Source organism: Flagellimonas lutaonensis, assembly GCF_000963865.1.
GTDB classification, from domain to species: domain Bacteria; phylum Bacteroidota; class Bacteroidia; order Flavobacteriales; family Flavobacteriaceae; genus Flagellimonas_A; species Flagellimonas_A lutaonensis.
The window spans coordinates 976295-1001985 of sequence record NZ_CP011071.1; the positions used below are offsets into that span (position 1 = coordinate 976295).

The 25691-nt window shown below is 45.1% G+C and carries 17 protein-coding genes; 3 read left to right on the top strand and 14 right to left on the bottom strand.

From position 1 onward, the window contains the following. Positions 1–109: 109 nt before the first annotated feature. Positions 110–3421 (top strand): VCBS repeat-containing protein, encoded by a 3312-nt coding sequence (locus VC82_RS04670; RefSeq protein ID WP_084598163.1) that lies wholly within the window; start codon positions 110–112, stop codon positions 3419–3421. A gap of 15 nt (positions 3422–3436) precedes the next feature. On the opposite strand, the gene VC82_RS15400 is transcribed toward VC82_RS04670, so the two are convergent. The 6 genes from VC82_RS15400 to VC82_RS04695 all read right to left on the bottom strand — a co-directional run bounded on the left by VC82_RS15400 (position 3437) and on the right by VC82_RS04695 (position 12475). Next, positions 3437–3619, bottom strand: coding sequence for a CPXCG motif-containing cysteine-rich protein (locus VC82_RS15400; protein WP_084598164.1), 183 nt, complete (start codon positions 3617–3619; stop codon positions 3437–3439). 4 nt (positions 3620–3623) lie between these two features. Beyond that, entirely contained in the window at positions 3624–4943 is a 1320-nt protein-coding gene (locus tag VC82_RS04675; RefSeq protein ID WP_045801335.1) for a TolC family protein, read from the bottom strand. Then, the gene (locus VC82_RS04680; RefSeq protein WP_045801336.1) at positions 4940–8230 is read right to left on the bottom strand and encodes an efflux RND transporter permease subunit; all 3291 of its coding nucleotides are present in this window, start codon (positions 8228–8230) and stop codon (positions 4940–4942) included. Before VC82_RS04680 ends, VC82_RS04675 begins: the two co-directional genes overlap by 4 nt. Beyond that, positions 8227–9360 carry an efflux RND transporter periplasmic adaptor subunit gene (locus VC82_RS04685; RefSeq protein ID WP_045801337.1) on the bottom strand — a complete coding sequence of 378 codons (1134 nt, stop codon included), beginning with the start codon at positions 9358–9360 and terminating at the stop codon, positions 8227–8229. Before VC82_RS04685 ends, VC82_RS04680 begins: the two co-directional genes overlap by 4 nt. Positions 9361–9529: 169 nt before the next feature. Continuing rightward, positions 9530–10417, bottom strand: a complete 888-nt coding sequence (locus VC82_RS04690) for a leucine-rich repeat domain-containing protein (RefSeq protein WP_045803254.1) — start codon at positions 10415–10417, stop codon at positions 9530–9532. A 150-nt stretch (positions 10418–10567) separates the two neighbouring features. After that, positions 10568–12475 (bottom strand): ABC-F family ATP-binding cassette domain-containing protein, encoded by a 1908-nt coding sequence (locus VC82_RS04695; RefSeq protein ID WP_045801338.1) that lies wholly within the window; start codon positions 12473–12475, stop codon positions 10568–10570. Positions 12476–12540: 65 nt separating this feature from the next. On the opposite strand from VC82_RS04695, the gene VC82_RS04700 reads away from it, so the two are divergent. Then, positions 12541–12933, top strand: a complete 393-nt coding sequence (locus VC82_RS04700) for a DUF983 domain-containing protein (protein WP_045801339.1) — start codon at positions 12541–12543, stop codon at positions 12931–12933. Here the strand turns inward: VC82_RS04700 and VC82_RS04705 are convergent. The 8 genes from VC82_RS04705 to VC82_RS04740 all read right to left on the bottom strand — a co-directional run bounded on the left by VC82_RS04705 (position 12921) and on the right by VC82_RS04740 (position 23981). Beyond that, on the bottom strand, positions 12921–13976 hold the full coding sequence (locus VC82_RS04705; RefSeq protein WP_045801340.1) for an NAD(P)/FAD-dependent oxidoreductase: 1056 nt from the start codon (positions 13974–13976) through the stop codon (positions 12921–12923). The two genes, VC82_RS04700 and VC82_RS04705, sit on opposite strands and share 13 nt — an antisense overlap. Positions 13977–14168: 192 nt before the next feature. After that, positions 14169–15071, bottom strand: coding sequence for a type IX secretion system ring subunit PorN/GldN (gene porN, locus VC82_RS04710; protein WP_045803255.1), 903 nt, complete (start codon positions 15069–15071; stop codon positions 14169–14171). Positions 15072–15091: 20 nt separating this feature from the next. Next, positions 15092–16663 (bottom strand): type IX secretion system motor protein PorM/GldM, encoded by a 1572-nt coding sequence (porM, locus tag VC82_RS04715; protein ID WP_045801341.1) that lies wholly within the window; start codon positions 16661–16663, stop codon positions 15092–15094. Between the two features lie 61 nt (positions 16664–16724). Further along, on the bottom strand, positions 16725–17375 hold the full coding sequence (gene porL / locus VC82_RS04720; RefSeq protein WP_045801342.1) for a type IX secretion system motor protein PorL/GldL: 651 nt from the start codon (positions 17373–17375) through the stop codon (positions 16725–16727). 73 nt (positions 17376–17448) lie between these two features. Further along, positions 17449–18822: a T9SS ring complex lipoprotein PorK/GldK gene (porK, locus tag VC82_RS04725; RefSeq protein ID WP_045801343.1), complete on the bottom strand. Its 1374-nt coding sequence runs from the start codon at positions 18820–18822 to the stop codon at positions 17449–17451. Positions 18823–18943: 121 nt separating this feature from the next. Next, on the bottom strand, positions 18944–20101 hold the full coding sequence (locus VC82_RS04730; protein ID WP_045801344.1) for a formimidoylglutamase: 1158 nt from the start codon (positions 20099–20101) through the stop codon (positions 18944–18946). 1 nt (position 20102) lies between these two features. Beyond that, positions 20103–22589: a type I DNA topoisomerase gene (gene topA, locus VC82_RS04735; protein ID WP_045801345.1), complete on the bottom strand. Its 2487-nt coding sequence runs from the start codon at positions 22587–22589 to the stop codon at positions 20103–20105. A 120-nt stretch (positions 22590–22709) separates the two neighbouring features. Then, on the bottom strand, positions 22710–23981 hold the full coding sequence (locus VC82_RS04740) for an LVIVD repeat-containing protein (RefSeq protein ID WP_045801346.1): 1272 nt from the start codon (positions 23979–23981) through the stop codon (positions 22710–22712). A gap of 226 nt (positions 23982–24207) precedes the next feature. Here VC82_RS04740 and miaB point away from each other — a divergent pair, with 226 nt between their 5' ends. Next, on the top strand, positions 24208–25668 hold the full coding sequence (gene miaB / locus VC82_RS04745; protein ID WP_045801347.1) for a tRNA (N6-isopentenyl adenosine(37)-C2)-methylthiotransferase MiaB: 1461 nt from the start codon (positions 24208–24210) through the stop codon (positions 25666–25668). Positions 25669–25691 lie beyond the last annotated feature (23 nt).

The window sequence follows — 25691 nt, forward strand, 5'->3', positions numbered from 1 at the left end:
TTAGAGTAAAATAAATGTCTATGTAGCCAAGCTGCAAGACATTCAAAGCAATTAGGCTATAAATTCGAAGCAATTTAAATCTCGATTATCGAGTAAAGAATACCATTACATGTTGAAGTTGATTACCAGGTTATGCACCCTATTGACCCTCTTAACCATCATCGGTTGCAGTGAACAAAAAAATGATGCCACAGTACAAGAACCTTTGTTTGAACGGTTACAGGATACCCGTACCGGAATAACCTTTGCAAACAACCTTACCGAAAACGACTCGTTGAATTATTTTACCTACGCCTACATTTATATGGGCGGGGGTGTTTCGGCAGGTGATATCAATAACGATGGCCTAATTGATCTTTTCTTCACGGGCAATATGGTGCCCAACAAACTGTATCTGAACAAGGGCAACCTTCGCTTTGAGGATATTTCAGAAAAAGCAGGGATTTCAGGTGATAATCGTTGGTATACCGGTACGACCATGGCCGATGTCAACAACGACGGTTTTTTAGACATTTATTGCTCTGTGGGGGGCAAATTTGGCCCTAAAGAGAACCAACTTTTTATCAACAATGGAGACAATACGTTTTCTGAGCGAGGCGCAGCGTATGGCCTTGATGACCCAAGCAATAGTGTGCAAGGCACTTTTTTCGATTACGACCTGGATGGTGACCTTGACCTGTATGTGGCCAATTACCCCCCTACACCCTTCAATGCCCCTAACTCCTTTTACGCTTTCAAGCAAGAATATCCGAAAACTCTGGAGACCGATCGTCTCTTCAGAAATGACGGCGACCATTTCACCGACGTCACGGAGGTAGCCGGTTTGAAAACTTTTGGACTTTCCCTAAGTGCTACTGCAGGGGATTTAAATGGTGATGGCTGGTCCGACCTTTATGTATCCAACGATTTTAGCACACCAGACTATCTTTTTATCAACAATCAAGATGGTACATTTACGGAGCAGGTGAAAAACCTGACCAAGAACACTTCTTTCTATGGTATGGGAGTCGATATTGCCGACTTCAACAACGATCAATTGCTCGATATTCTACAAGTTGATATGACCGCCCAAAACAATCGTCGTTCAAAGGCCAATATGGCCAGTATGAACCCAGATTTATTTTGGAGTACGGTGAATGCGGGGTTTCACTACCAATACATGCAAAACAGCCTTCAGGTAAACAATGGAAATCTAGTTGATAGCCTACCCGATTTTAGCAACATATCTAGAATTGCGGGCGTTTCTTCCACAGATTGGAGCTGGGGCCCCTTGTTTGCCGATTTGGACAATGATGGATGGAAAGATATTTTCGTTTCCAATGGCACCAGACGCGAAATCAATAATCGTGACTTCTTTTTGGCGATTGAAAAAAATGGCGTTCATCCTGACAGCACCTTGGAAAAAAGTCTGGCCATTCCCTCTGAAAAAATCGACAATTTTGTTTTCAAGAACAATGGCGACCTTACCTTTAAGAGGGTCAACAAAGAATGGGGAATAGAGCATAAGGGGTTTGCCAACGGTTCTGTATATGCCGATCTTGACAACGACGGTGACCTTGACATTGTTACCAACAACATTGACGAAGCAGCCACTGTTTTCGAGAGCAAAAGTTCGAACACGGGCAACCACATTGCCATAAAATTCCGTGGGCCAAAAATAAATACCCAGGGCATAGGGGTAAAGGCACTTTTGTTTACCCAAAGTGGACAACAGTTTCAAGAAATGACCCTTACCCGTGGGTTTCAGTCATCGGTGGCGCCGAGGCTACATTTCGGTTTGGGCCAGACGAACGCAATTGATTCAATCAAGGTTGTTTGGCCAGACGGTAGGCACCAAGTGGTCAACAAGCCAAAAATAAATACCTTGTTGCAGGTAGATTATACGCACTCAACCAACAAGGGTGGAATGGCAAAGAAACAAACGAATCCTCCCTTTGAGACCTTGAAAGGAGGCAATCAAATAGCTGATTATCTGCACATTGAAAATTATTATGATGATTTTGAGAAAGAAATTCTTTTGCCCCATCGAACATCAATGTTTGGGCCCAATGTGGCTACCGGTGATGTCAACAACGACGGACTGGAAGATTTTGTCATAGGGGGTGCCAAAGGGCAACCGACAACCCTTTTTCTGCAACAACTGGGCGAGACTTTCACAAAAGCTGCCATCAAGGTGTTTGCCGCCGATCAAGAACATGAAGATTTGGGCATACACCTTTTTGATGCCGACAATGACGGTGACCTTGACCTATACGCGGTCAGTGGCGGAAACGAATTTGAGCCGGGTAGTGTCATGTTGCAAGATAGATTGTATATAAACGATGGAAAAGGAGGTTATACCCGTTCAAAAACAGCGCTGCCAGAGTTCTTTGTAAGTGGTTCACGCGTCAAAAGTCATGATTTCGACAAAGATGGCGACCTAGACCTCTTTGTGGGTGGGCGCCTGGTTCCGGGGCAGTACCCTACCCCGACCGATAGCTATATTTTGCTCAATGAAAGCGAAAAAGACAATCCAAAATTTGTGGATGCGACACAAAAAATAGTGCCAGGGCTATCGGGTATAGGCATGGTCACCGATGCAAACTGGGTTGACTTCGACAATGACTCTTGGACAGATTTGTTGGTCGTGGGCGAGTGGATGAACATTCGGGCCTTTAAAAATGATGGGGGCTATTTTAAAGAAGTAACGCACACACTGGGTCTCGATGATACAAGAGGTTGGTGGTTCAGTATAAATTCAGCAGATTTTGACAATGACGGGGATATGGACTTTATCGCAGGAAATTTGGGCCTCAACTACAAATACAAGGCAAATGAGAACGAAACTTTCGATATCTATTTCAGTGATTTTGACGGTAACCAAACCAAAGACATCGTTCTGAGCTATTACAACGAAGGCGAAAAATTTCCGGTCAGGGGCCGTGAGTGCTCATCGCAACAAATGCCCGTCATCAAAGAAAAATTCAAGAATTATGAAGCTTTCTCTCAGGCTACCCTTGAAGATGTTTACTCAAAAAACAACTTGGAAAGTGCATTGCACTACCAAATAAAGTCATTTGCAAGTGTCTATTTTGAAAACAGAAACGGCACGTTTGTCCCACATGAGCTTCCCAACCTAGCTCAGTTGAGCGCCATCAACCAGATACTTGTGGATGATTTTGACAAGGATGGGCACTTGGATGCCCTCATCGCAGGCAACCTGTATAGCTCTGAAGTCGAGACACCACGAAACGATGCAGGTATAGGTCTTTTTCTGAAAGGAAATGGTAAGGGCGGCTTTACCCCGGTCAGAAGTCTCGAAAGTGGTTTTTATGCACCAGGTGATGTAAAGGACATGTCAAAAATTACGATCGGGAAGATTGAATATATTATTGTGGCCAAGAACAATGATACACTGCAGTTTGTTCGGGTAACATCATGATTTAGCACTTATTTGTTACTGCCCCAGACTTTGGGCTTCGAAGGAAGACATTTCATCATTACTAAAACTGCACCTAACCTCTATTGGGTTGCAGCAAACCTCACAATCTTCGATGTATACCTGTTCTACAACACTGGTATCTAAAAGCATTGAGATTTCTTCCCAACAGTAAGGGCACTGAAAAAAGTGTTCGTACATACCCTCAAATCTGTACGTTCAATAGCTGTCCGGTCAGTTGCAGCAGTTGTAGTTCGGCAAGCTTGGCATTGTATTTAGCTTGATTTTTACTGGTCTTGGAATTCAATAGATTCAACTGGGCCTGTCTAAGTTCTACTGATGATATCTGGCCCAATTTGTAGCGCTCACTAGACCGCAAGAAATTGTCGGTGGCGGTTTTTACGTTCTGCTCTTGTAATCGGTACACTTCAAGTCGGTTCAAATAATTGCCCCTGGCATTGGCGATATCACGTTTAACCTCTTGCCGTATCTGGTCTTTCATTAATTCTTGCGACTCTAAGAGTATTTTGGCGTTCTTGACCTGGGTAATGCCCCTACCCCCATCAAAAAGGTTCCAAGTAAGGTTGACGCCCCCTGAAATTCCTGTGGAATTGTTAGAGGCCAAAAAGTTGGTTGCCGGAAAATTTCCTTCATTCCATCCATAAGATCCGGTAAGCCCAATAGTCGGCAAAAAAACCGATTTGCTCGCCTTTAAGGTATAATCATTGATGGCTATATTTTTTTCTGCCTGCAAAAGCCGCACGTTGTTCTCTTCGGCCGTCTTTAGAAAATCTTCCAAGACCAGTACATCTGTAAAGGCAACGGTTGTGTCAACGGTATATGTGTTCTCAAGTTCTTGGTTGAGCACAATGTTGAGGTCGCGAATGGTGTTTTTGAGCAATTGCCTTTCGTTCATAAGGTTGATGCTGTCGTTAACCAGGTCTACCTCTGCATTGAGTACATCCAACTTATTGCTCTGCCCAAATTCAAAACTGTACTGTGCCCGCTTGAGCCTTTTTTCAGTGCTTTGATACGTTTCTTCAAGTACGCGTATGTTCTCCGTAATACGGGCCACTTCATAATAGACCGAGAACAATTGTATGATGCTGTTTTCGATGGTCTCCCTGGCCTGCAGTTCGGTCAGGTTGTACTCTTCTTTGAGCCTCTTATAATCGTACCAACGCCCCAGACCGTCAAACAACGTATAATTTAGGTTCAGTGAAGCATTGTAACGGGTTGTTTCGGCCCCATCAATTGACCTGACGTTGCCGTCTTGAAAAGTGGCCTCTTGATTGCTCTTGTCATAGGTTGCACCACCGTTTCCTGTAAGACTCGGCAGAAATCCCGAGTTCAACAAACTTTGGTTGTTCTCTGAAATTTCCAAACTGTTCTTGGCAATCTTTACACCAAAATTGTTCTCTAAGACCAACTGCACCGCTTCCTGTTTTTCCAACATTTGTTGGGCGCTCAAAGGGGCAATAAAAATAAATAACAGGAAGGGTAGAATTCGATACACTTGCTTCATTTCAAGGTGTCTTCTAATTCGGTTGAATGTTCTTTTTTATCTTGATCGGATTTTTCTTCGCCATTTATGGAATGAATGCCCTGCGCAGTCAGGTGCTTCTCTTCAATTTGTTCCTTAATGGCCCGCTCCACTTCTTCCTTTGAGACCTTTCTACCGGTTTTCAGCCACTTGCCGAATACTTTTACATTATTGTTGAATGATAGCAGCAGAGGCAACATTATCAACGTCAGTACGGTCGCAAAACCAATACCGTAGGCAATAGAAATGGCCATGGGCTTCAAAAACTGGGCTTGACGGCTTTTTTCGACCAACAAAGGGGCCAAACCGGCAATGGTGGTGACCGAGGTCAAGAATATGGCCCTAAAGCGTGAACGACCCGCTTCAAAAATTGCCTCATCAAAGGTCATTCCCCTTCTAAGGTTGCCATTGAACTTGCCTATCAGTACCAGCCCATCGTTGACCATGATACCAATAAGGGCTATGATGCCCAGCATTGACAAAATATTGATGGGGAAACCATGCAGCCAATGCCCCCAAGCGACCGCTGGCAAACTGAAGGGCACAAGAATCAACAATAAAAGGGGCTGGCTAAAGCTTCTAAAGGTAAACGCGATGGTTATGTATATCAAGAACAGGACCGTCAAACCCACAAAGTTCAATGAGTTCATCAACTTATTGCGTTCTCGGTTCTGCCCTTCATACGATGCCGTAATCGAAGGGTATTTTGACTGTATTTCGGGCATTACCTCATTTTTGATCCATGCCATGATATCGGGGGCACTGGTCTCATCAGGATTTTTGAGGTCAGCAGAAATTCTTATTTCACGTTGTCCATCGAGGTGATTGATAGCTACCTCACCCCTTTCAATACTATAGTTGGCAATCTCTTTTAGGGGAACGCGACTGCCCGAAGGGGTTAAAATACGCATCTCGTCCAAATCGACAATAGAGGCACGGTTGTCGCGGTCGTACCGCACCCATACGCGAATCTCATCTTGACCCCTTTGAAATCTTTGCGCCTGCACCCCAAAAAAGCCTGCCCGTACTTGATTCATGACCGAGCGTAGGTCTAACCCCAACAAATAGGCATTCTCCTTAAGTTTAAGCCTTACTTCCTTGATGCCTGCAGGGTCATTGTCGGCAACATCCTTCAACAGGGCATTGTCCTCAAGGGCCACTTTCAATTCTTGCTTTGCCGCTTTCAATTCATCAATATTATTGCCCAGAAGTGATACCGAGACAGGATCACCTCCAAAATTGCCGCCCGAACCATAGATCAAGCTTTCGACCCCAACTACAGGGCCAACCAATTCACGTAGCCTACCGGTGACCATATCGGCCCTAATTTCATCTGGCCGTTCTTCTCCAGGAAGCAGGTTTATGACCAGTGTCGCGGCAGATGAGCCGGGCCCAATGTTCTTTATCACGTTCTCGAAAAGCTGCTTGTCTGTATCCTTAAGGTATTGATCTGTCAGTTCTTGGTTGACAATTTTGGCTTTTTCTTCAATGAAACTTATGATAGAGTCTGTCACCGTTACCGGCGTTCCATTTGGCATTTGCAGCTCAATGGCCACCCGGTCACTTGCAATGCGCGGAAAAAATGCCGTTCTGATGATGCCTCCCCCAATGGAGCCAAAGGTCAACAACAACACCATAACAAAAAGCGCAAAGGTCAACAACTTATAGTCAAGTGCAAAGCGCAAGGCAGGGCTGTACCAGTTATCGCGCATATACACCATGGCCCTATCGCCCATTCTGTTGATGATCCGCAATTTGGCAAAGACCTTTGCAATGCCCTTTTTGGGTTTGTTGCTCTGAGGCTGTAGTGCCTTTGAATGCGCCAAGTGAGCCGGTAATATAATGAGCGCCTCGACCAACGACACCACAAGGGTCAAAATGACGATGACCGAAACCTCGCCGAAGAAATCACCTATACGCCCATCTAAAAAGAGGAAGATTGAAAATGCCAAAATAGTGGTGATAATGGCCGATACTATGGGCGGTATTACTTCCATGGTGCCGTCTATGGCAGCCTGAATGGGGTTTTTACCTTTCTCGTAATGCTGGTATATATTTTCTGCTATGACGATTCCATCATCCACCAAAATACCAATAACGATGATCATACCGAACAGCGACAGCACATTGATGGTTACATTGAGCATGGGGGCAAACACAAACATTCCCAAGAAGGCTATGGGCAATCCGAAAGCAACCCAAAATGCCAATCTTGTGTTCAAGAACAGAGACAGAAACACCAACACCAAAATCATACCCATAATGGCGTTCTCCGTCAAAAGTTGGGTCCGCTGTGTAAGTACTTTAGACAGGTCGCTGATTACATTCAGTTGAACATTCTCATACTTCTGGTTAAAGTCTTCTATATACTCCTTGACCTTTTCTGCAGCACCTATCAGATCCTCGCTGTTGGTACTGGTAATGGTGACATTGACCGCAAGATTTCCGTTGAAATAGGTTGCGTTGGGGGTTTCTGAAAAACGGTCACGAATGGTTGCCACATCTTTCAGTCGGATAGTTTTGCCAGAGGCATCGGCCCTAACAATAAGGTTTGAAAGCTCGTCACCGTAGTACGAACGATTGTTCGCACGAATCAAATACTCTTCAGCCTCGGTCTTGATATTGCCCCCGGTCACCAAAATATTGGCGTTGCCAACGGCCTGCGCCACTTCACTGAAAGAAATGTTATAGGCAAGAAGGCTGTTCTCGTCAACCGCAATCTCTATTTCTTCGTCAGGATACCCCGACAACTCAATTTGAGAGATTCCTTCAATGGCCCTTAAATCGTTTTCAATCTGTCGCCCAATCTGTTTTAAGGTAGCCAATGGCACATTTTCACCGCTTATCGCAAAACTGATGGTCTGCCTGACCGCTTCTAATTTGGATACCACCAAGGGCTCCATGCCCGATGGAAAAGTAGGAACCCTATCAACGGCATTCTTTACCTCGAGCAACATGAAATCTATATCTCTTCCCTTTTCGATTTCAACATTTATGGATCCAGAGTTTTCACGGGATGCGGAAGTGACCCTATCAACGCCTTGCAACCCCTTTAGGTTGTCTTCTATCTTAAGCACGATACCCTCTTCCACCTCTTGGGGAGAGGCCCCCGGGTACGTAATGCTGATGAGAATGTTCTTCGATTCCGTTAGCGGAAAAAATGAGGATTTTAATGATAAGGCCCCAACAATACCAAAGATGAAAAATGCCACGATAATGGCATTCACCGCCACATGGTACTTTATAAAATATTCAATGACCTTTCTCATTGCAAAGCGGTTTGATCTTTTTCTTCAAACACCTTGACCAACATACCGGGATAGGCCCCTGTCACGGGTTTGGCAACGATTGGAGTATTATCGGGAATATTCTTGACCACCACCGTCTTTTCGCCAAAATAGACCGGCTTTACATCGATCACATCCAAAACGGAGTCCCGAACCACAAAAACCTGATTGTTCTCAAGCAGTAACGATCGGTCAATTTCTATGGCATTCTCTTCTTGCTTGGCGTTCAAATTTGCCTCGAGGTATTGGCCTTCTCTCAATTGATCATCCCTTACCTCAATAAACACTGTTATGGTCTGGGAGGCTTGGTCGACCCTACCGTTGATCCGCACTACCTTACCCTCATACTTTTGGGTTTTATCCAAGTTATGGAGCGTAACCTTCTCGTTCACTTTTAAAAAATCACCATACGTCTTACTAACGGCAACCTGTAGCTCGTACACACCCGTGTTTATAAACTCACCCAACTTCTGCCCTGCCCTTACCAAGGTCCCCTCAGTAACCAAGGCTTCTGTCAAAACACCATCAAAAGGAGCATAAATGGTATATTTCGAAAGGCGTTGCTCAAGGTTTTTAACGTTGTAATAGCTGCTTAATACTCCACGTCCGGTGATGAAATACTTTTCTTTTTCAGATGTTATTTCAGGCAGTTCGGGTGTAGGTTTTGACAAGTCAAAGTTGGCAAGGTAATCTTGCCACTTTCCAAAGTGCTCAGGGTAGTCTAATTGCAGGTCGGGCATTATGGAAGTAATCAGATTGTATAGGTTGCTCTTGGCCGATTGTACGCTGGCATAGTGTTCAGAAGCGTCAATTTTAATGAGCACTTCGCCTTTTCTGTATTGCTGGCCCGTTCTAAACAATCTACTGCCATTTCTAAAGACGCCCTGCACCTCAGCGAACAACTCGACCCTTCGTTTGGCCATCAAATTGCCGTTCGCCGGAATTATAATCGGAACCAGGCCATTCTTTACCGTATCGACAAAAACCGTCTTCACCACTTTCTGTGGCTTTGGTCTGTTATCTTTTTTACTGTTTGCTATCAAACGTGCCCCTAGTATCGAGGCAACGATTATTACGATTCCGGCGAGAACCGATAGAATTACTTTCCGCATGAACGTGGTCGATTAGCTTTTTGCAAAGCTATTGTCAAACCCAAGTGCAAACGGTTAAATATTTCATAAAATGTCTGCACAAACTGGTGAACGACAACAAGGTTCGGGCAAACAACAAAAAAGGGGATGCAAAAGCACCCCCTAACCAAACAAACTAAAGTATAACTAACTACTCATTATTGTCAATATCGTCTTCAAATTTGGTATCGGCCATTCTGGTCTTGTCAAAATCGATGGTCTTGAAGTTAGGGTTGTACTTGCTCTCATCGGTATCGAATACCAAGAACTGGTTTTTGTCCATCGACTGGAGACCTTTGAACGAATTGAAACGATTATTCTGTATCTGAAGGATCTTTAGGCTTGCCAATTGGCCAAATTCTTCAGGAATCTCGCCTCCCAAGTGGTTGTTGGCAAGAACGAGTTCTTTAAGCTTCGCCAATCTGCCCATTTCTTGCGGTATGCCTCCTTCAAGGCTGTTTTCAAACAAGCCCAAAATTTCCAACTGTGATAGGTTTCCAATCGAGTTGGGAATGATTCCCTTTAAATTATTGCTCGAAAGGTTCAACACCTTCAATTTCTTCAGCTCACCGAACCCTTCTGGAATTGGTCCGCTCAAGAAATTGTTGAACATTGAAAACTCCTCTAAGTTCTTTAGGTTTCCTATTTCATCGGGTATTGCACCCTTTATTCTGTTCATTTCAAGTTTGAGCACCCTTAATTTCTCTAACCTGACAATATCTTTCGGCAGTACGCCCGTGATACTGTTGAAGGCTAGGTTAAGGTGCTCGAGGTGCTTGAGTTCGCCAATCGTCTCTGGTAACGAACCATTTAAATTATTGGCAAACAGATTGATGCCCACCACATGTTGGTCTCGGATCTCAACACCCTTCCAAGTAGATACAGGTTCCGATAAATTCCATGGATGGGTCCATTCGGCACCGTTGGTGCTCTCGTAGATATCCATCAATACGGCACGTTCGTTCGAAACCACATCATCTGCTAAAACCGGCTCGCCTATACATATAAATAGCGCGATTAAAAGTATAGATCTTCTCATGGCTCTCAAATTCATATATAAGAATTTACTTACAAAGTAAAAGAAATGTACGACAAATCCCAAATAATCTGGGTGTAAGTACCCGATTTTGTTGTGAAAGTGATAAAAGTTGTGGTGTACGGCCTCTTTTACCGCACAAAACTTATGTTTTTAGGTGTCAAGAGCCAATTGAAGTGCTTCCCAGTGCTGCATAAGCGCTTCGAGTTGTTTCTTTTTATTGTGATAATCATCAAAGAATTTTGGCTCTGCCGAAACGGTGTCATAATCCATAAGCAGTGAATGGTCCATATCGGCAATGTCTTTTTCAAGTGCCGTTATCTGTTTTTCAACTTTTGAGATTTTGTTCTGAAGAGACTTTCTTTTCTTTCGGGCCTCATAATCTTCCCTTCCTGAAGTAGTAGCGCTTTTGTCCGTGGATAAAGAATCCCGTTTTTCAATTTCACGAAAACTGTCGACCTCACGCTGATCCAAATAGTAGTCAATATCACCTAGGTATTCTTTGACCCTTCCGTCTTTGAACTCGTACACCTTGTTGGTGAGCCCTTGCAGGAAATCACGATCGTGCGACACCAAGATCAAGGTGCCCTCGAAGTTCTTCAACGCCTCTTTCAGTACGTTCTTCGATTTGATGTCAAGGTGGTTGGTCGGCTCGTCCATGACCAGCACATTGAACGGCTGCAAGAGCAGTTTGGCAAGTGCCAATCGGTTTCGCTCACCACCAGACAGCACCTTAACGTATTTTTCCACCTCATCGCCCCCAAAAAGAAAAGAGCCCAAAATATCTCGAACCTTGCTCCGGTTGTTTTCGTTGGCGGCATCGATCATGGTGTCAAGCACCATTTTCTCGCCATCAAGATATTCAGCTTGGTTCTGCGCAAAATAGCCGATTTGTACGTTGTGGCCGATTTTTAGATGGCCACTATGGTCCAACTCGCCCACCAATATTTTGGCCAATGTGGTCTTGCCCTGCCCATTTTGCCCCACAAAGGCAATCTTGCTATCACGCTCGATCAGCAAATCAACATTTCGCAGCACCTCTTTTTCTCCATAGCTCTTGCCTACTTGCTTTAGCTCAGCGATAATTTTACCCGGTGTAACAGAAACAGGGAATCGTACATTCATGACACTTTGGTCATCGGCATCGACTTCTATCCGCTCCATCTTATCAAGTTTTTTGATAAGCGACTGTGCCATTGAGGCCTTGGTCGATTTGGCTCTAAAACGTTCGATCAAACGCTCGGCCTGTTGGATCTCGCGTTCTTGGTTCTTTTGGGCATTCAATTGTTGCGCTATCATTTCGGCCCTAAGCTGAAGATACTTTGAATAGGGCTTGTTGTAGTCATAGATTTTGCCCAACGATATTTCGATGGTGCGATTGGTCACATTGTCAAGAAACATCTTATCGTGCGAAACAATGACAACTGCCCCCTGGTAGTTCTTCAAAAACTGCTCTAACCAAATGATCGATTCTATATCTAGGTGGTTGGTAGGTTCGTCCAACAGCAACACCTCGTTGTCTTGAAGCAGCAGTTTTGCAAGTTCAATGCGCATTCGCCAACCACCCGAAAAGGTAGTGGTCTGCCTTTCAAAATCTTCTTGTCGAAACCCAAGGCCCAACAGAATCTTCTCTGTCTGACCCTGGTAATTGTAACCGCCCAATATTTCGTACCGATGGGTCAATTCGTTCAAATCGACCATAAGCTGGTGGTAGGCCTCACTCTCGTAATCGGTTCTCTCCGCCAACTTTTGGTTGACCGCTTCCAATTGGGCCTCAAGGGCCTTGATTTCATGAAAAGCCTGGTATGCCTCCTCCATAACGGTACGCCCGTGCTCAAAGTCGATGTCCTGCCTCAGAAACCCAACTTTTACCTCTTTGTTGGCGGCAATGCCGCCCTCATCTGGTTCCATCTGACCCGCCAAAAGCTTCAAAAGTGTCGACTTGCCCGCACCATTCTTTCCGATCAACCCCACGGCATCACCAGGGTTTAGGCGAAAGCTGATTTCCTTAAAAAGATATTCGCCGCCAAAAGAGATGGAGAGATTGTGTACGTTCAACATTTCGGTAATCTTTGTTACAGATTGGGTGTGACCAAATTTGTAATTTTGCCCACAAAGCGCTGCAAATGTTAAAAAAAGGAAGCAAACTGTACAGTATTTTAACAGGAAGTTGCCCTCGCTGCCATCAAGAGAGCATGTACGTCAACCACAATCCATACAAGATTTCATCGCTATTTGAAATGCATGAAAAATGTGCGAATTGCGGACTCAAATATAAGATGGAACCCTCTTTTTTTTACGGGGCCATGTATGTAAGCTATGCCGTTGGGGTCGCTTTTGCCGTGGCCGTTTTTGTTATTTCTTTTTTGTTCATTGGCACCTCGCTCAAAAACACTTTTTTTGCCATTATTGGCACATTGGTGGTTTTCATGCCGGTAATTATCAGGTTGTCCAGAAATATTTGGATCAACTTTTTCGTCAAGTTCGACGCTACCAAGATCAGTAATCAATCTGCATAGTATTTTTGACCAAACCGAAGGATGTCCATTTCTGTATCGAGCGGTCTTTTGTGCTCGATGAAGTTGAACAACTGTTGGGAAGCATACGGGCCTATCAATACCCCCCGTGACCCAAACCCGTTAAGCACATACAGGTTTTTAAACTTTGGATGTTGACCGACCAAAGGCCGTCTATCTGCAACAGTGGGGCGAATGCCCGCCACATGGCCGGTTACCTCAAACTCAGCTTTCAAAAAGGTCTTCAGTTTTTGCTGCAGCTCTTTCTTGGCAGCCTCAGTTGGTGTATTGGTCCTGTCTTTCCATTTGTAGGTAGCACCTACACGATATTGGTCGTTGCCCAGGGGTATGATAAAGACCGAAGACTTTATCACATTTTTTTCTGCCAATTCAGGGCAATGTATGGTCAGCAACTCGCCTTTGGTACCGTTCAACGGCAAATAGTTGAAATAGGGATTATGCTTTAAACCAAAACCGGTTGCAAACACCACCTGTTTTGCCCTCAAGCCGCGATAGTCCACAAAATCTTCGGATATCCCAAGCTTTGAAAAATCAAAGCGCTCTTGGGTCAGAATCGCTTTGGAAGACAAATACCGAGCATGGGCGCTTATCAATTTTTCGGTATCTAACCGACCGGTTGCCAACACCTGTCCGTACCCAAAGGGGGCGTCGATGTGTGGGTTATTGTTTTCAAGGATTTTGGGAGAAAGAAATTGTCCAAGTCCGGGTTTGTCAATGGCCTCAAACCATAGGTTCTGCTCTTCAATTGAGGCAAACCGCCTTAAGACCGGAAGCTTGGTGTCCAATTCAACATTTAACTTTCGCTCCATTCGTTGGTAGAACGGAATGGAATTCTTCATCTGCTCTGCAGCCTTCCAGGCCATCGTGAACCGTTTTAATATGACGGGGTTGTACAACCCGCCCGCCACCGCAGAGGCCTTTTGCGAGTCATCGGTAAAAACATGAAAAGACTTGCCCTGTTCTTCAAGCTGCTCGCAGAAAGTGCTGCCTGCCAAGCCCAACCCTACGACCAAATAATCAAGCATAGGGCAAATGTATCGAAGATTTGCCAAAGGTTTTTACATATGGTCATCAATAAAGAACGCCGCACAAAATTGTGCGGCGCCTGTTTTATTGAATTGGAATGTATTTTGGATGGGATTCCGCCCTTTGGCGGAATTAATTCAGTCAATCTGTTTTGAATTCACACTCATCGTGCGCTTCAAAACAGGACTTCATTAATACGCCCACATATCCTGCTCCCTGTTACGGATGCCTTCTTTAATTCTATTGGCCTCCAACAACTGGAACAGTGCGTTGTCTGCAATGTAATCGGAAATCTCTCGATCGCCGTGAACATTCTCCTCTTTATAGATGACAGCATTGAACCTTCTGGCATTCAACAGCATATCGAACGATATGGGGCGTGCAGAATTCTGCTGGTTGTATACCTTGGCCTCATGCAATATCTGCCGGGCACTCGGGTACCAAACCCAGAACAATTCTACCTTGTTCTCCCCTGGATCCATCGATTCATCATCGATAAAGTTGACATCCGGTGCGACGGGAGCGATGCCCAGCAAGCGGTATTTCAGCTCGCCTTGTCGCTTGTCAAAGTACCAGATACCTTTGATACGGTATTCTTCAATATCGGCTGCGGTCAAGTCTCTTCTGTTAATGAACTCTTCAGAGATTTGCTCACCTGCGTTCAATTGCTCGTACCCGAGGTCAGTGGTATCGACTTTCTGCAACGTGGCCTTCAGATCATCAAAATTTCGCTTTTCAGTGAAATATGAGTCGGTGTAAACATCGGTCAGCTTGCCATTTTTGATGTTCTTCATCAATACATGATACAGCGACCTCCTGTCTTTTCCGATACCGATGGTATCGGTAGGATAATACAGCGGAAAGTTTACACGTTCGTCAAGATCAATGACTTCCCATACGGTCTTTGACCAGAGAATATCTCTGTCATCAACATAACCGTACTCTAATGGGGCATCATTGTCCATGGCCAATTGGGCCTCGGTCTTTTTACCGATATCTTCTGGCTTCTTGGCATTCAAGATGTTTGCCTGTGCCATCATCGAGGCCGGTAAAAGACTCAATGCTCCGACAATCAATACACTTTTCCAATTCATGATCATTCTTCTATAACTTATTAGTTTGTAAGCTCAACCACAACAGGCGAAACTTTCTTCAACTTGTAGCTTCGGTTGTTGGTGATATAGGCTTTGATATCAAATATCTGAACAGCATCACCTCTTCTGGCTCTTTTAAGGGCCGATTTGGCGCGGGCGTCCAATTTGTTGCCATTTACCTCAACAGTTGGCTGACCTGGCACTTTAAACTTGAAGCCACTTACGGCAAGGTTCAAGTCAAAATCAAAGTCTTCAAGCATAGCGCCAATGGTAGCGATCTCAAGGTTTCTTCTAGGCATTTTTATACTACCTGCCTCACCTCGTACGGTACCTCCGGGTCTTGGAATATCTTTAATCCGGAAAGTAGCAGGGGTGCTGATTCGAGTACCGTCAGGCAATACACCTGAAGCACTGATCGTAACCTCTCTACCCTTACCTGGGTTCATGATATACTTGCTGCCCTTAACCTGTCTTAGGCCTGGTGCACTGGCTTTCACTTTATTGTCAGGTATACCAGGAATTGAGATGGTCATGGGGTTGGCCACACCTCGGTAAACAACGTTCATTTTGTCGGCAGCGATTACCGCAGCATTAGGCTTGTTGATGGTCGAGAAGGTGTTGTTCACTTCAACTGGCACTTCGTTACCATCTTGCATATAGATCAACTGACCTTTCAACTCGTGGTCACCGGCTGCACCGGCACTAACCAATAGCTTTACACCTCCAGCTTCAAGCTCATAGTCTTTGCCTTCGGTCAATTTTCTTCCATCAAGGGTCAAATCGGCCTTGACCGGCTTGGAGGTCTTATCGGTCTTACCAAGAACCAAGCTTCCCTTAAATTTCTCACCGGCATAGAACACTGATTTCTCTTGATCTAACAAGGTTGAGAAATTCTTCAATGATACGGCACTGGTAAGGTTACCTTCCAACAAACCTTTTAAGATTTCTTGTTCAGTGGCCTTAACGTCGGCCTGCAACTGGGTGATCTTGGTCAATGAGGCAACCATTGGGTAGCCCTCAAAGTGGTAGTTCATCCAATCTACCTTGACACCGTCTCTAATGCGCTCCACTTTGCCGTCGGGGCCACCGGTTTCGAAACGTGTCTTTACAGATCCCTTGATATCGTCCATGTTTTCTGGAATTACCTTCAAGATCTGATCGCGGTAATTGGTCAAACTGGATAGAAACTTTTTACCTTCGGGTGAAAGCTTATCGCCCTGAAAGAACTTCTGATCCAGAAAATCAGACTTATCCATCACAACATAGTTGTTGGGGTCTTCTTGGTCTTTCAACATTTCCTTCTTAAGACCTTCCAAATATTGGTAATAGTCTTGGGAAAGTTGTTTTACTTCTCTTGCTTTTTCGAAAAGCGGACCGTACTTCAGTTTGTCTTCTGAAGCCTTTGTCTCCAATCCTGCGAAGAAATCGGAGTTGTTGGCCGTCATCTTTTCGTTGGAAGCCTCTAGCTTTTCGTTCATCAAACCGAACGCTGCCAGAACTTCTTTGCTCATATTTAGCGCCAACATCGCGATGAAGATCAAGTACATTAAGTTGATCATCTTCTGACGTGGTGACTGTTTTCCTGATGCCATGTTTTCTAATTAGAATTATTAATTAATCTGATTTGGGTCTGGTTTCAACTAGTGGTTCTAATTAGTTTTTGCTCATGGCAGAAAGCATACCCCCATATACACCGTTCAATGAAGACAGGTTAGAGGCCAAAGACTCCATTTGCTCTTTCAACGCACCTGCGTTCTGAACAACCTCTTCGTTGATCGATGCTTGTCGGCTTGCACTTTCAAGTTGTACTTTGTACAAGCTGTTCAAAGACTCCATCTGGGCCGCAGCGTGCGACAATTCTTCTGAATATTTCTTGGTATGCTGAATTGCATCGGTAGTAGGGGCAATGCTCTTGGCAGCGCCTTCAAAACTCTTGATGCTCTCGCCCAAGCTTTCGAACAGTTGCGAATCGATATTGGCCTGTTTCAGCATTTCATCCAACTTCTTGGAAAGAATGCCCTCAGCTTCCTTGGCTTGCTCAGCTTCGCTCTTGCCACCCTTTGATTTGCCTCCGGCCAATTCAGGGTAAACCAATGACCAATCGTACTCGTCGTCTACTGGTTCAAATGCGCTAATGGCAAAAATAAGTGCTTCGGTTATAAGTCCGACAGCAAGAAGCAGTCCTCCTGTAAGGGGGCCAAACTCCCAGTGCAGGATTTTGAACAGGGCCCCAATGATCACCACCGAGGCGCCAAGGCCATAGGCCATATTAAAAAGTTTCTTTGTTGATTTTGACTGTGCCATAATTCTAAATTTAAATTAAGTTTATATAAATAAGTATTTGGTTACAAGGTTTGATATAGTGTTCTCTCCTTTATTATAGACCGTTGCCTCTCGTTGAATCTTCTTCTCCCATATAATCTTGAACGGTTCTAAAACCAATATAGCTTCTCGCTGAATCTTGGTACTCATAGTCACGCGTGCTTACTTGCAAGAAGTAGGCAACATCTTTCCATGAGCCACCACGTATTACTTTTCTTTCGTTTTGACCCGACCCTGCATTGGGGTTCATGGTCGATACAAATTGATAGGCTCCTGGATCGTAGCTTGAGTTTGTCCACTCAGAAACGTTGCCCGCCATGTTGTACAGGTTATAATCATTAGGCTCGAACGACTTTGCCTCTACAGTGTACAGTGCCGCATCGGCCGCATAATCCCCTCTTTGGGGTTTGAAATTGGCCATAAAGCAACCTGTATCGCTGATCACATAGGGCCCGCCCCATGGGTACGTACCGCCTTCGATACCTCCCCTGGCAGCATATTCCCACTCAGCTTCGGTCGGCAGCCTGAACTGGTTCACAAATTGTTTGCCGCGACTTTTTTGATCATCGTTCTTGAACTTGGTTCTCCAATGGCAAAAAGCCTTGGCCTGTTTCCAGTTGACGCCCACTACAGGATAATCGCTATAGGCATCATGCCAAAAATAATCGTTGTGCATGGGTTCGTTGTACGAATATTCAAAGTCACGGATCCATACAGTGGTATCTGGATAGATCTCCAACTCTTCCTTCTTTATAAAATCGCTTCGCTTGCCCGATTTGGCGCGAGCGGCTGCCTCAATGTCCATCCAAGTATATTTGTACTTGAGCTTGGTGACGTCAAAGGTGCGTTGGCCGTTATACGATTCTTCTTCGGGCAGGTACAATGAATCCATTATCTCTGCATAGTACTCATCTGGGTAATCAGAAGTATCCCATACCAAATCGACATCTTTGTTCAATGCCCTACCCTCATAACCTGTCTCACCGAGACCAGCATAATTGTCGAGCATATATTTCTCATATACCGAAAGGTCGGTGGTATCGGTGTCTTTAAAAGCGTACTCACCAATACCTTCATCTTCTGGACCAAGACCCAACTCGTCGGCCAAAATGGCCAAACGGGTGCGGGCAACGGAATCTTTAACCCACTCGACAAACTGTCGGTATTCACTATTGGTTATCTCGGTATCGTCCATATAAAATGAACGTACCGTCACGGTACGTGTGGGGGCGTTCATGACCTTGGCCTGATCTTCATCGGCCTTACCCATAACGAATGCGCCCCTCGGAATCAATTCCATTCCGTAGGGTTTCTCAGGGTGCCATTTCTTACCCTTTACGCCGACTAGTTCACCCTTTGATCTTGATTTAGACCCGCAACTGGCAAGCAAAAAAACAAGGGCCAAAGACGGTAACAATAGCTTTCTCATACTCTAGGTTAAATTATTTCGATTTGAATCACAAACAGTGGAACACAATTTCACTATTCTCATAACTTTATTTTGAATAATTTATTGTGAACGCGCTATATACTTGTTAAAAACTTTTTTTTTAGCCAAGGCTCTTTTTATAGGCCTTCAGCCACCTTTCAGGAATCTGTTGGTTGCAAGCATCCAAATAATCCTGTTCGGTGCATGGTAATAACGCAATGGAATTTGTTTTAGTATGCTCGGGAAGTATAGATGGCACCTCGACCCACCATCTTTCGGTGATGTGACTTTTGAAAAAAATCAGCTCATCGGTGTCTGTGGGCACGGTAAACTTGGTGAAGTCCTCGCTTTTGGTGGTCGGTTTTTCTACGATCCTAAAGCTCAGCCCTTCGATGAAATACCAAATAATCTGGGCAACCAGTTGAAAAGAGAGTGAAGAATTTTCGATTTCATAGATGCCAAATACCGATACCTTATCGCTGATACCTGCATATCGGGCCAACGCGCAAATTTCTCTGCCGGTAAAACCGTTGGGCGAAAAGTTTGCGGTAAGGCCCATTTCGCTTGCCCGTATGGCCCTTACATCTAAACTCACCAGATGGGCATTTCTCAATACAGGCTCTGCCAAAGAAATGTCGGCCGCAATCTCTCCCAACCTATAGGCATCGAAGAAAAGCCGCTCCATCAGGTCAATCTCCTCTTGGGCATTGAAATAGCTCTGGTATCCAATATTCGAAAAATTGAAAAGGTTGTTGGGCTTGGCGGTTATGATATTGCTCATGTACGAATGTGACGAAATAAGTTCATCGTCCTCACCGAAATCGAAACGGCTGTCAATCGATACCATATTGATCATATCGACAATCTTGTCAAAGGCCCTGTAAGTGGCAAACGTAATGTCTTGGGTGGCCCCTATTATAATGGGTATAATGTTTTCTTCCAACAGCCCGGCCACCACCTCTTTAACCACAAAGTAGGTGTCTTCTACCGTTTCGCCCTCCTCGATATCGCCCAAATCGAGTATGGTAGAATTCCAATTGCCCATCATAAGACGGTACAATTGTATTCTGATGGAATCTACATCCATCTTTTCTGGCTTTTTCTCAAAGGCGTTTCGAGACTCGAGCACCCCGACAATGGCCACCGAGGCATTGGCAAAGACGGGAAGCCCATCTTGCTTGGTATGTTTGTGGATGTTTTTGCCCAATGCCTGGGCAGGTAAAAACTCGGAGAATGCCAAGACCTTATCCTTGACGGGGACCAAAAAATCGAATGCCATGTTATTTCTTAGCCTTAGTTCGTGTACTTGATTTTTTAGGTGCCTTTTTATCCAACAATGCCTTTGCCTCTTCCAACGATATTTTTGTGGCATCAACATCTTTTGACAGTTCTACCTTGGTACGGCCCTTTAAGATATTGTGCCGGCCCCAGCGGGCCTTTTCGATACGGATGCCCTCACTGGGCCATTCTTGCACCAGTTTTTCGGCTTCCTTTTTCTTCTTGGCCTCTATGAGTTCTGCAATATCCTCTTTAGAAAGGTTGTCGAAGTCGTATTTCTTGTTCACGTTGATGAACATACCATCCCATTTGATGTATGGGCCGAAACGACCCTTTCCTTTGGTAACTTCCTTGCCCTTATAGGTGGCGATCGGGGCATTGGCCTCTTCTTTGGCCTTGATCAATTCAATGGCCCTTTCCAAATCGACATCAAAAACACTTTCACCCTTGTCAAGCGAAATGAACTGCTTTCCAACCCGGATATACGGACCGTAGCGCCCAACATTGGCCTCTATGTCTTCACCTTTGTACTCGCCCAATTTTCTGGGAAGCTTGAAAAGGTCCATCGCCTCTTCAAAGGTGATGGTATTGATAGACTGCTCTGGCAACAAACTGGCGAACAGTGGCTTTTCTTCTTCTTCGGCGGTACCGATCTGTACCATGGGGCCAAAACGGCCCAAACGTGCGGCCACCTGTCGGCCTGTTTTGGGGTCAGTGCCCAACACACGCTCGCCACTGGCCCGCTCGGCATTCTCCTCAACTTCCTCAACGTTCGGGTGAAACTCTTTATAAAATTGCCCCAACATCTTTTTCCAATCTTCCTCACCAGCGGCGATTTCATCGAAGTCTTCCTCGACCTGGGCGGTAAAATTGTAATCAAGGATCTTTGAGAAATGGTTCACCAAAAAATCGTTGACGATGATGCCAATATCGGTGGGAACCAATTTGCCCTTATCTGACCCTATCATTTCCGACAATTGTTTTTCAGAGATAGTGCCTCCCTCCAAAACCAATTGCACATATGGTCTTTCTTTGCCCTCTACCGAACCCTTTTCAACGTAGCCCCTATTCTGTATGGTAGATATGGTAGGGGCATAGGTGGATGGCCTTCCGATGCCCAACTCTTCCAAACGTTTTACCAACGAAGCTTCCGTATATCGATAGGGCGGTCTTGTGAACCTCTCGGTAGCGGTTATATAATTAAGGTATAGCGAATCGTTCACCTTCATGGCCGGTAGCATGCCTTCCTGTTCTTCGGCAAGGTCTTCCTCGTCGGTACTCTCAAGGTACACTTTCAAAAAACCATCAAACTTGACCACCTCGCCATTGGCGGTAAATTCATCATTGTGTGCCTTGGTGGCGATTTTGACCGAGGTGCGTTCCAGTTCGGCATCGCTCATCTGTGAGGCAAGCGTACGTTTCCATATGAGCTCATAAAGCTTTGCTTGGTCACGCTCAAGTGAAGGATTCTGCAATTTCATGTCGGTAGGGCGAATGGCCTCGTGAGCTTCTTGTGCCCCTTTCGACTTACCGGTATACTTTCTAGTGTGGCTGTACTTTTCTCCGTAGTTTTCAACGATAGCTTCTTTGGCCGCCTGTAGGGCCTCGTTCGATAGGCTCACACTATCGGTACGCATATAGGTTATGAGCCCCGCCTCGTATAATCTCTGTGCCACTTGCATGGTGCGGGCCACTGAAAAATATAGCTTTCTAGATGCCTCTTGCTGCAAAGTTGATGTGGTAAAGGGTGGTGCAGGCGATTTTTTGGCCGGCTTTTTGTCAAGATTCGAAACAAAAAAATCAGCCCCTATATTTTGTTTTAAGAAAGTCTCTGCCTCTTCTTTGGTGGCAAAGGTCTTGCCCATTTTTGCTTGAAAGACACCGCCTTCTTCGGTTTTGAACTCTGCACGGATCCTAAAGGATGCCTCAGGGTTGAATTTTTCAATCTCACGTTCACGTTCGACGATCAGCCGAACTGCGACAGATTGTACCCGCCCCGCTGAAAGCCCGGGCTTTATCTTTTTCCAAAGAACGGGCGAAAGCTCATAGCCTACCAAACGATCCAAAACCCGTCTGGCCTGCTGGGCATTGACCAGGTCGTAGTTGATGTCCCTAGGGTTTTCTATGGCCCTTTGAATGGCAGACTTGGTGATGGAGTTAAAAACGATTCGCTTCGTCTTGTCTTTGTCCAATCCCAAGGTTTCAGACAAGTGCCATGATATGGCCTCTCCCTCGCGGTCTTCATCACTGGCCAACCAGATGGTATCGGCCTTCTTTGCCAATTCCTTTAGCTTTTTTACAATCGGCTTCTTTTCTTTGTCAACCACATATTTGGGCTCGAAGCCCTTTTCGACATCGACCCCCAATTCGTTCGAGGGCAGGTCGGCAATATGGCCAAAACTCGATTCGACCTGATAATCTTTCCCCAAAAAACGTTCAATGGTCTTCGCTTTCGCGGGGGACTCAACAATCACTAAATTCTTCGGCATGAAATAGGTTTTGCGTCAACAAAAGTATGTGAATTTTTTTATTCACTTTTTTTCATTTCCCAGATAGCACAAAAAATGCCCCATAAAAACGGGGCATTTGAACTACTTATTGCCATGATTTCAGTTTAGCTGAAATTGACTGATGAGCCGAATGTCATTGTCCAAGTATTCATATTGGTAAAGCATGCCATCGCCGACCATTAGCAGTTGCTCCTCGAGCGGGATCACGTCATATGTCACAATATTCTCAAAATGGTTCAAGGGCACAATGTTCGGGGCCTCTGATTTATCATAGACCCTGAGCCCCGATGAACCATCGCAGATAAAGAGCTTTTCACCTTTTATGCCAAGGCCATAGGGCTCATCCAAAGGGTAAATTACCTCAAGCTCTGGTTTCTCTATGGTTGAGATATCAACAATGTACAGACCGCTTTCGACCGCTCCGCAAAAGTTGCCCCCACGCAGGGTCACGTAGGCATAGTCGCCATCGACCACCACCGGATCACATGCTGTGCCATGTTGAAATTCTGAAACGAATTCAGGTTTGTCTGGTCTGGCGATATCATAAATATACATGCCACGCATGCTACCCAAGAACAAATGTTCGCCTTGGTTGAAGATGGTTTCAATGTCAAAGCCCACAAAAACATCATCAAGCTCTTTTGGGTCTTCAAGATTCGATATATCGAAAACATTCAGGTTTTGATTGTCGACCACATATAAGTAATCTTCTACGATTTTAAATCGTGCCAAAGAGCCTCCTTGACCAACATTGCCCCCCTCGGCACCGTTGGTATTGGCCAGGGCATCATCGAAAAATTCCGGTTGCCCCTGTTGAACGGGTCTCAGTTCAGTCTTGACCTCCCATCCTACGATTACATCATTATCAAAATCAACCCCTTCATAATCATAGATATCTGCTTGGGGCCATTGGATATCCTGTAATTGGGCGGCGAGCCAAAATCCGCCATTGCCCAAAACACCCTCAAGCCAATCTACAATTTTCACATTGTTCACATCAGAAATATCAAGCACGACCAGATCGGTTAGGCTATCAGCATAGAGGTAGTCATCTTTGATGGATATATCGACATTGCCCGCAATCTTGATAAAAGATACCTTTTGTGGGTTTTCAGGATTGCTGTTATCGATCACATGTACACCTTTATAGGTATCGTTCACAAAAATGTAGTCTTTGTAAGCATACATTTTACCCGATTCAGAAATAGGCAGGGGATCGACAACGGTTACGCTGTTCTCCCTAAACTCGGCTTTTGAGATGGTCAACGGTCTTGCCACCTGATACTCTTGAAAAGGCCCCTTGTCATCATCGTCGCAAGAGAACAACAATGACAATGAAACAAATAGGGTCAAAAACACATTTCTCTTCATAACAGTTTGTTTTCTTTGGATAGTATTCTACGCCTAAGATGAAAATGCCATTGTAGAGTTGCGTTGGGTTTGGGCAAAATCGTTCTTCGGCAAAGCCTCTTATTTCATCCCCTCGACCAACGGTCAAGGTATTGATCTTTAAAAATCATAGTGTGCATGCTATATTTAACTGCCAAATTGTCATATTTGGATTAGATAGCTTATCTTTGCGGGCTCATAATATTTGATGATGAAATCCCATTCAGGAAGCGAAAAAATAATTGATGAAAGCATTCAGGGCTCAACTTTGACGCTGGAGCAAAGTGAACAAAACACCAGAAAGCTTTATATCGAGAGCTATGGCTGCCAGATGAATTTCTCCGATAGTGAAATCGTGGCCTCCATACTTGCCAAAGAGGGTTTCAACACCACCCAAGAACTGAGCGAGGCAGACTTGGTCTTGGTCAACACCTGTTCTATACGTGAAAAAGCAGAGCAGACCGTTCGCAAGAGACTTGAGAAGTTCAACGCGGTCAAAAAAATAAACCCGGGCATGAAGGTCGGGGTACTCGGTTGCATGGCCGAACGTTTAAAGAGCAAGTTCTTGGAAGAGGAAAAAATAGTTGACATGGTCGTGGGGCCCGATGCCTACAAAGACCTTCCGAATTTGGTGAAAGAGGTCGATGAAGGTCGAAATGCGGTAAATGTCATTCTCTCAAAAGAAGAGACCTATGGCGATGTGGCCCCGGTTCGCCTGAACTCAAACGGGGTTACGGCCTTTGTGTCCATTACCCGTGGCTGCGACAACATGTGCACGTTCTGTGTGGTACCCTTTACCCGTGGCAGGGAACGCAGCCGCGACCCCCAATCGATCATTGAAGAGGTAAACGACCTGTGGGACAAAGGGTTCAAAGAAATAACCCTCTTGGGCCAAAACGTCGACAGTTACCTGTGGTATGGCGGTGGGCTCAAAAAAGATTTCGACAAAGCCACCGAGATACAAAAGGCCACTTCTGTCAACTTCGCAAAATTGCTTGAAATGGTGGCCTTGGCCCAGCCCAAGATGCGCATTCGGTTTTCGACCTCAAACCCACAAGACATGACCTTGGATGTCATCGAGACCATGGCCAAATATGACAATATCTGCAAGTACATTCACTTGCCCGTTCAAAGTGGTAGCAACCGCATCTTAAAAGCGATGAACCGCCTGCATACACGCGAGGAATATTTTGAGTTAATCGATAACATTCGCAAGATCATTCCCGATTGTGCCATCAGCCAAGACATGATTGCGGGTTTCCCAACAGAGACCGAAGAAGACCACCAAGACACCCTTTCGTTGATGGAATACGTGAAGTATGACTTCGGATTCATGTTTGCCTATTCAGAACGCCCGGGAACTCTGGCGGCCAGAAAGATGGAAGATGACATTCCCGAAGAGACCAAAAAAAGACGGCTCAGAGAGATCATCGACCTGCAGCAACAACACAGCCTATATCGTACCAAGCAACATCTGGGCAAAGTTGAAGAGGTGCTCATCGAGGGGCCATCAAAAAAATCGGATGCACACTGGATGGGGCGCAATTCCCAAAATACCGTGGTGGTCTTCCCAAAAGAAAACTATAAGGTGGGTGACTTTGTGAACGTAAAAATCAACGATTGTACCTCGGCCACCCTTATCGGTGAGGCGGTGGGGTTAGCCCCCTAGCCCCCAAAGGGGGAACTTTGTGG

Excerpts from the sequence above, each read along its gene's own strand:
- VC82_RS04670 (WP_084598163.1), top strand. The coding sequence starts at position 110 with ATGTTGAAGTTGATTACCAGGTTATGCACCCTATTGACCCTCTTAACC.
- VC82_RS15400 (WP_084598164.1), bottom strand. The coding sequence starts at position 3,619 with ATGTACGAACACTTTTTTCAGTGCCCTTACTGTTGGGAAGAAATCTCA.
- VC82_RS04675 (WP_045801335.1), bottom strand. The coding sequence starts at position 4,943 with ATGAAGCAAGTGTATCGAATTCTACCCTTCCTGTTATTTATTTTTATT.
- VC82_RS04680 (WP_045801336.1), bottom strand. The coding sequence starts at position 8,230 with ATGAGAAAGGTCATTGAATATTTTATAAAGTACCATGTGGCGGTGAAT.
- VC82_RS04685 (WP_045801337.1), bottom strand. The coding sequence starts at position 9,360 with ATGCGGAAAGTAATTCTATCGGTTCTCGCCGGAATCGTAATAATCGTT.
- VC82_RS04690 (WP_045803254.1), bottom strand. The coding sequence starts at position 10,417 with ATGAGAAGATCTATACTTTTAATCGCGCTATTTATATGTATAGGCGAG.
- VC82_RS04695 (WP_045801338.1), bottom strand. The coding sequence starts at position 12,475 with ATGTTGAACGTACACAATCTCTCCATCTCTTTTGGCGGCGAATATCTT.
- VC82_RS04700 (WP_045801339.1), top strand. The coding sequence starts at position 12,541 with ATGTTAAAAAAAGGAAGCAAACTGTACAGTATTTTAACAGGAAGTTGC.
- VC82_RS04705 (WP_045801340.1), bottom strand. The coding sequence starts at position 13,976 with ATGCTTGATTATTTGGTCGTAGGGTTGGGCTTGGCAGGCAGCACTTTC.
- porN (WP_045803255.1), bottom strand. The coding sequence starts at position 15,071 with ATGAATTGGAAAAGTGTATTGATTGTCGGAGCATTGAGTCTTTTACCG.
- porM (WP_045801341.1), bottom strand. The coding sequence starts at position 16,663 with ATGGCATCAGGAAAACAGTCACCACGTCAGAAGATGATCAACTTAATG.
- porL (WP_045801342.1), bottom strand. The coding sequence starts at position 17,375 with ATGGCACAGTCAAAATCAACAAAGAAACTTTTTAATATGGCCTATGGC.
- porK (WP_045801343.1), bottom strand. The coding sequence starts at position 18,822 with ATGAGAAAGCTATTGTTACCGTCTTTGGCCCTTGTTTTTTTGCTTGCC.
- VC82_RS04730 (WP_045801344.1), bottom strand. The coding sequence starts at position 20,101 with ATGGCATTCGATTTTTTGGTCCCCGTCAAGGATAAGGTCTTGGCATTC.
- topA (WP_045801345.1), bottom strand. The coding sequence starts at position 22,589 with ATGCCGAAGAATTTAGTGATTGTTGAGTCCCCCGCGAAAGCGAAGACC.
- VC82_RS04740 (WP_045801346.1), bottom strand. The coding sequence starts at position 23,981 with ATGAAGAGAAATGTGTTTTTGACCCTATTTGTTTCATTGTCATTGTTG.
- miaB (WP_045801347.1), top strand. The coding sequence starts at position 24,208 with ATGATGAAATCCCATTCAGGAAGCGAAAAAATAATTGATGAAAGCATT.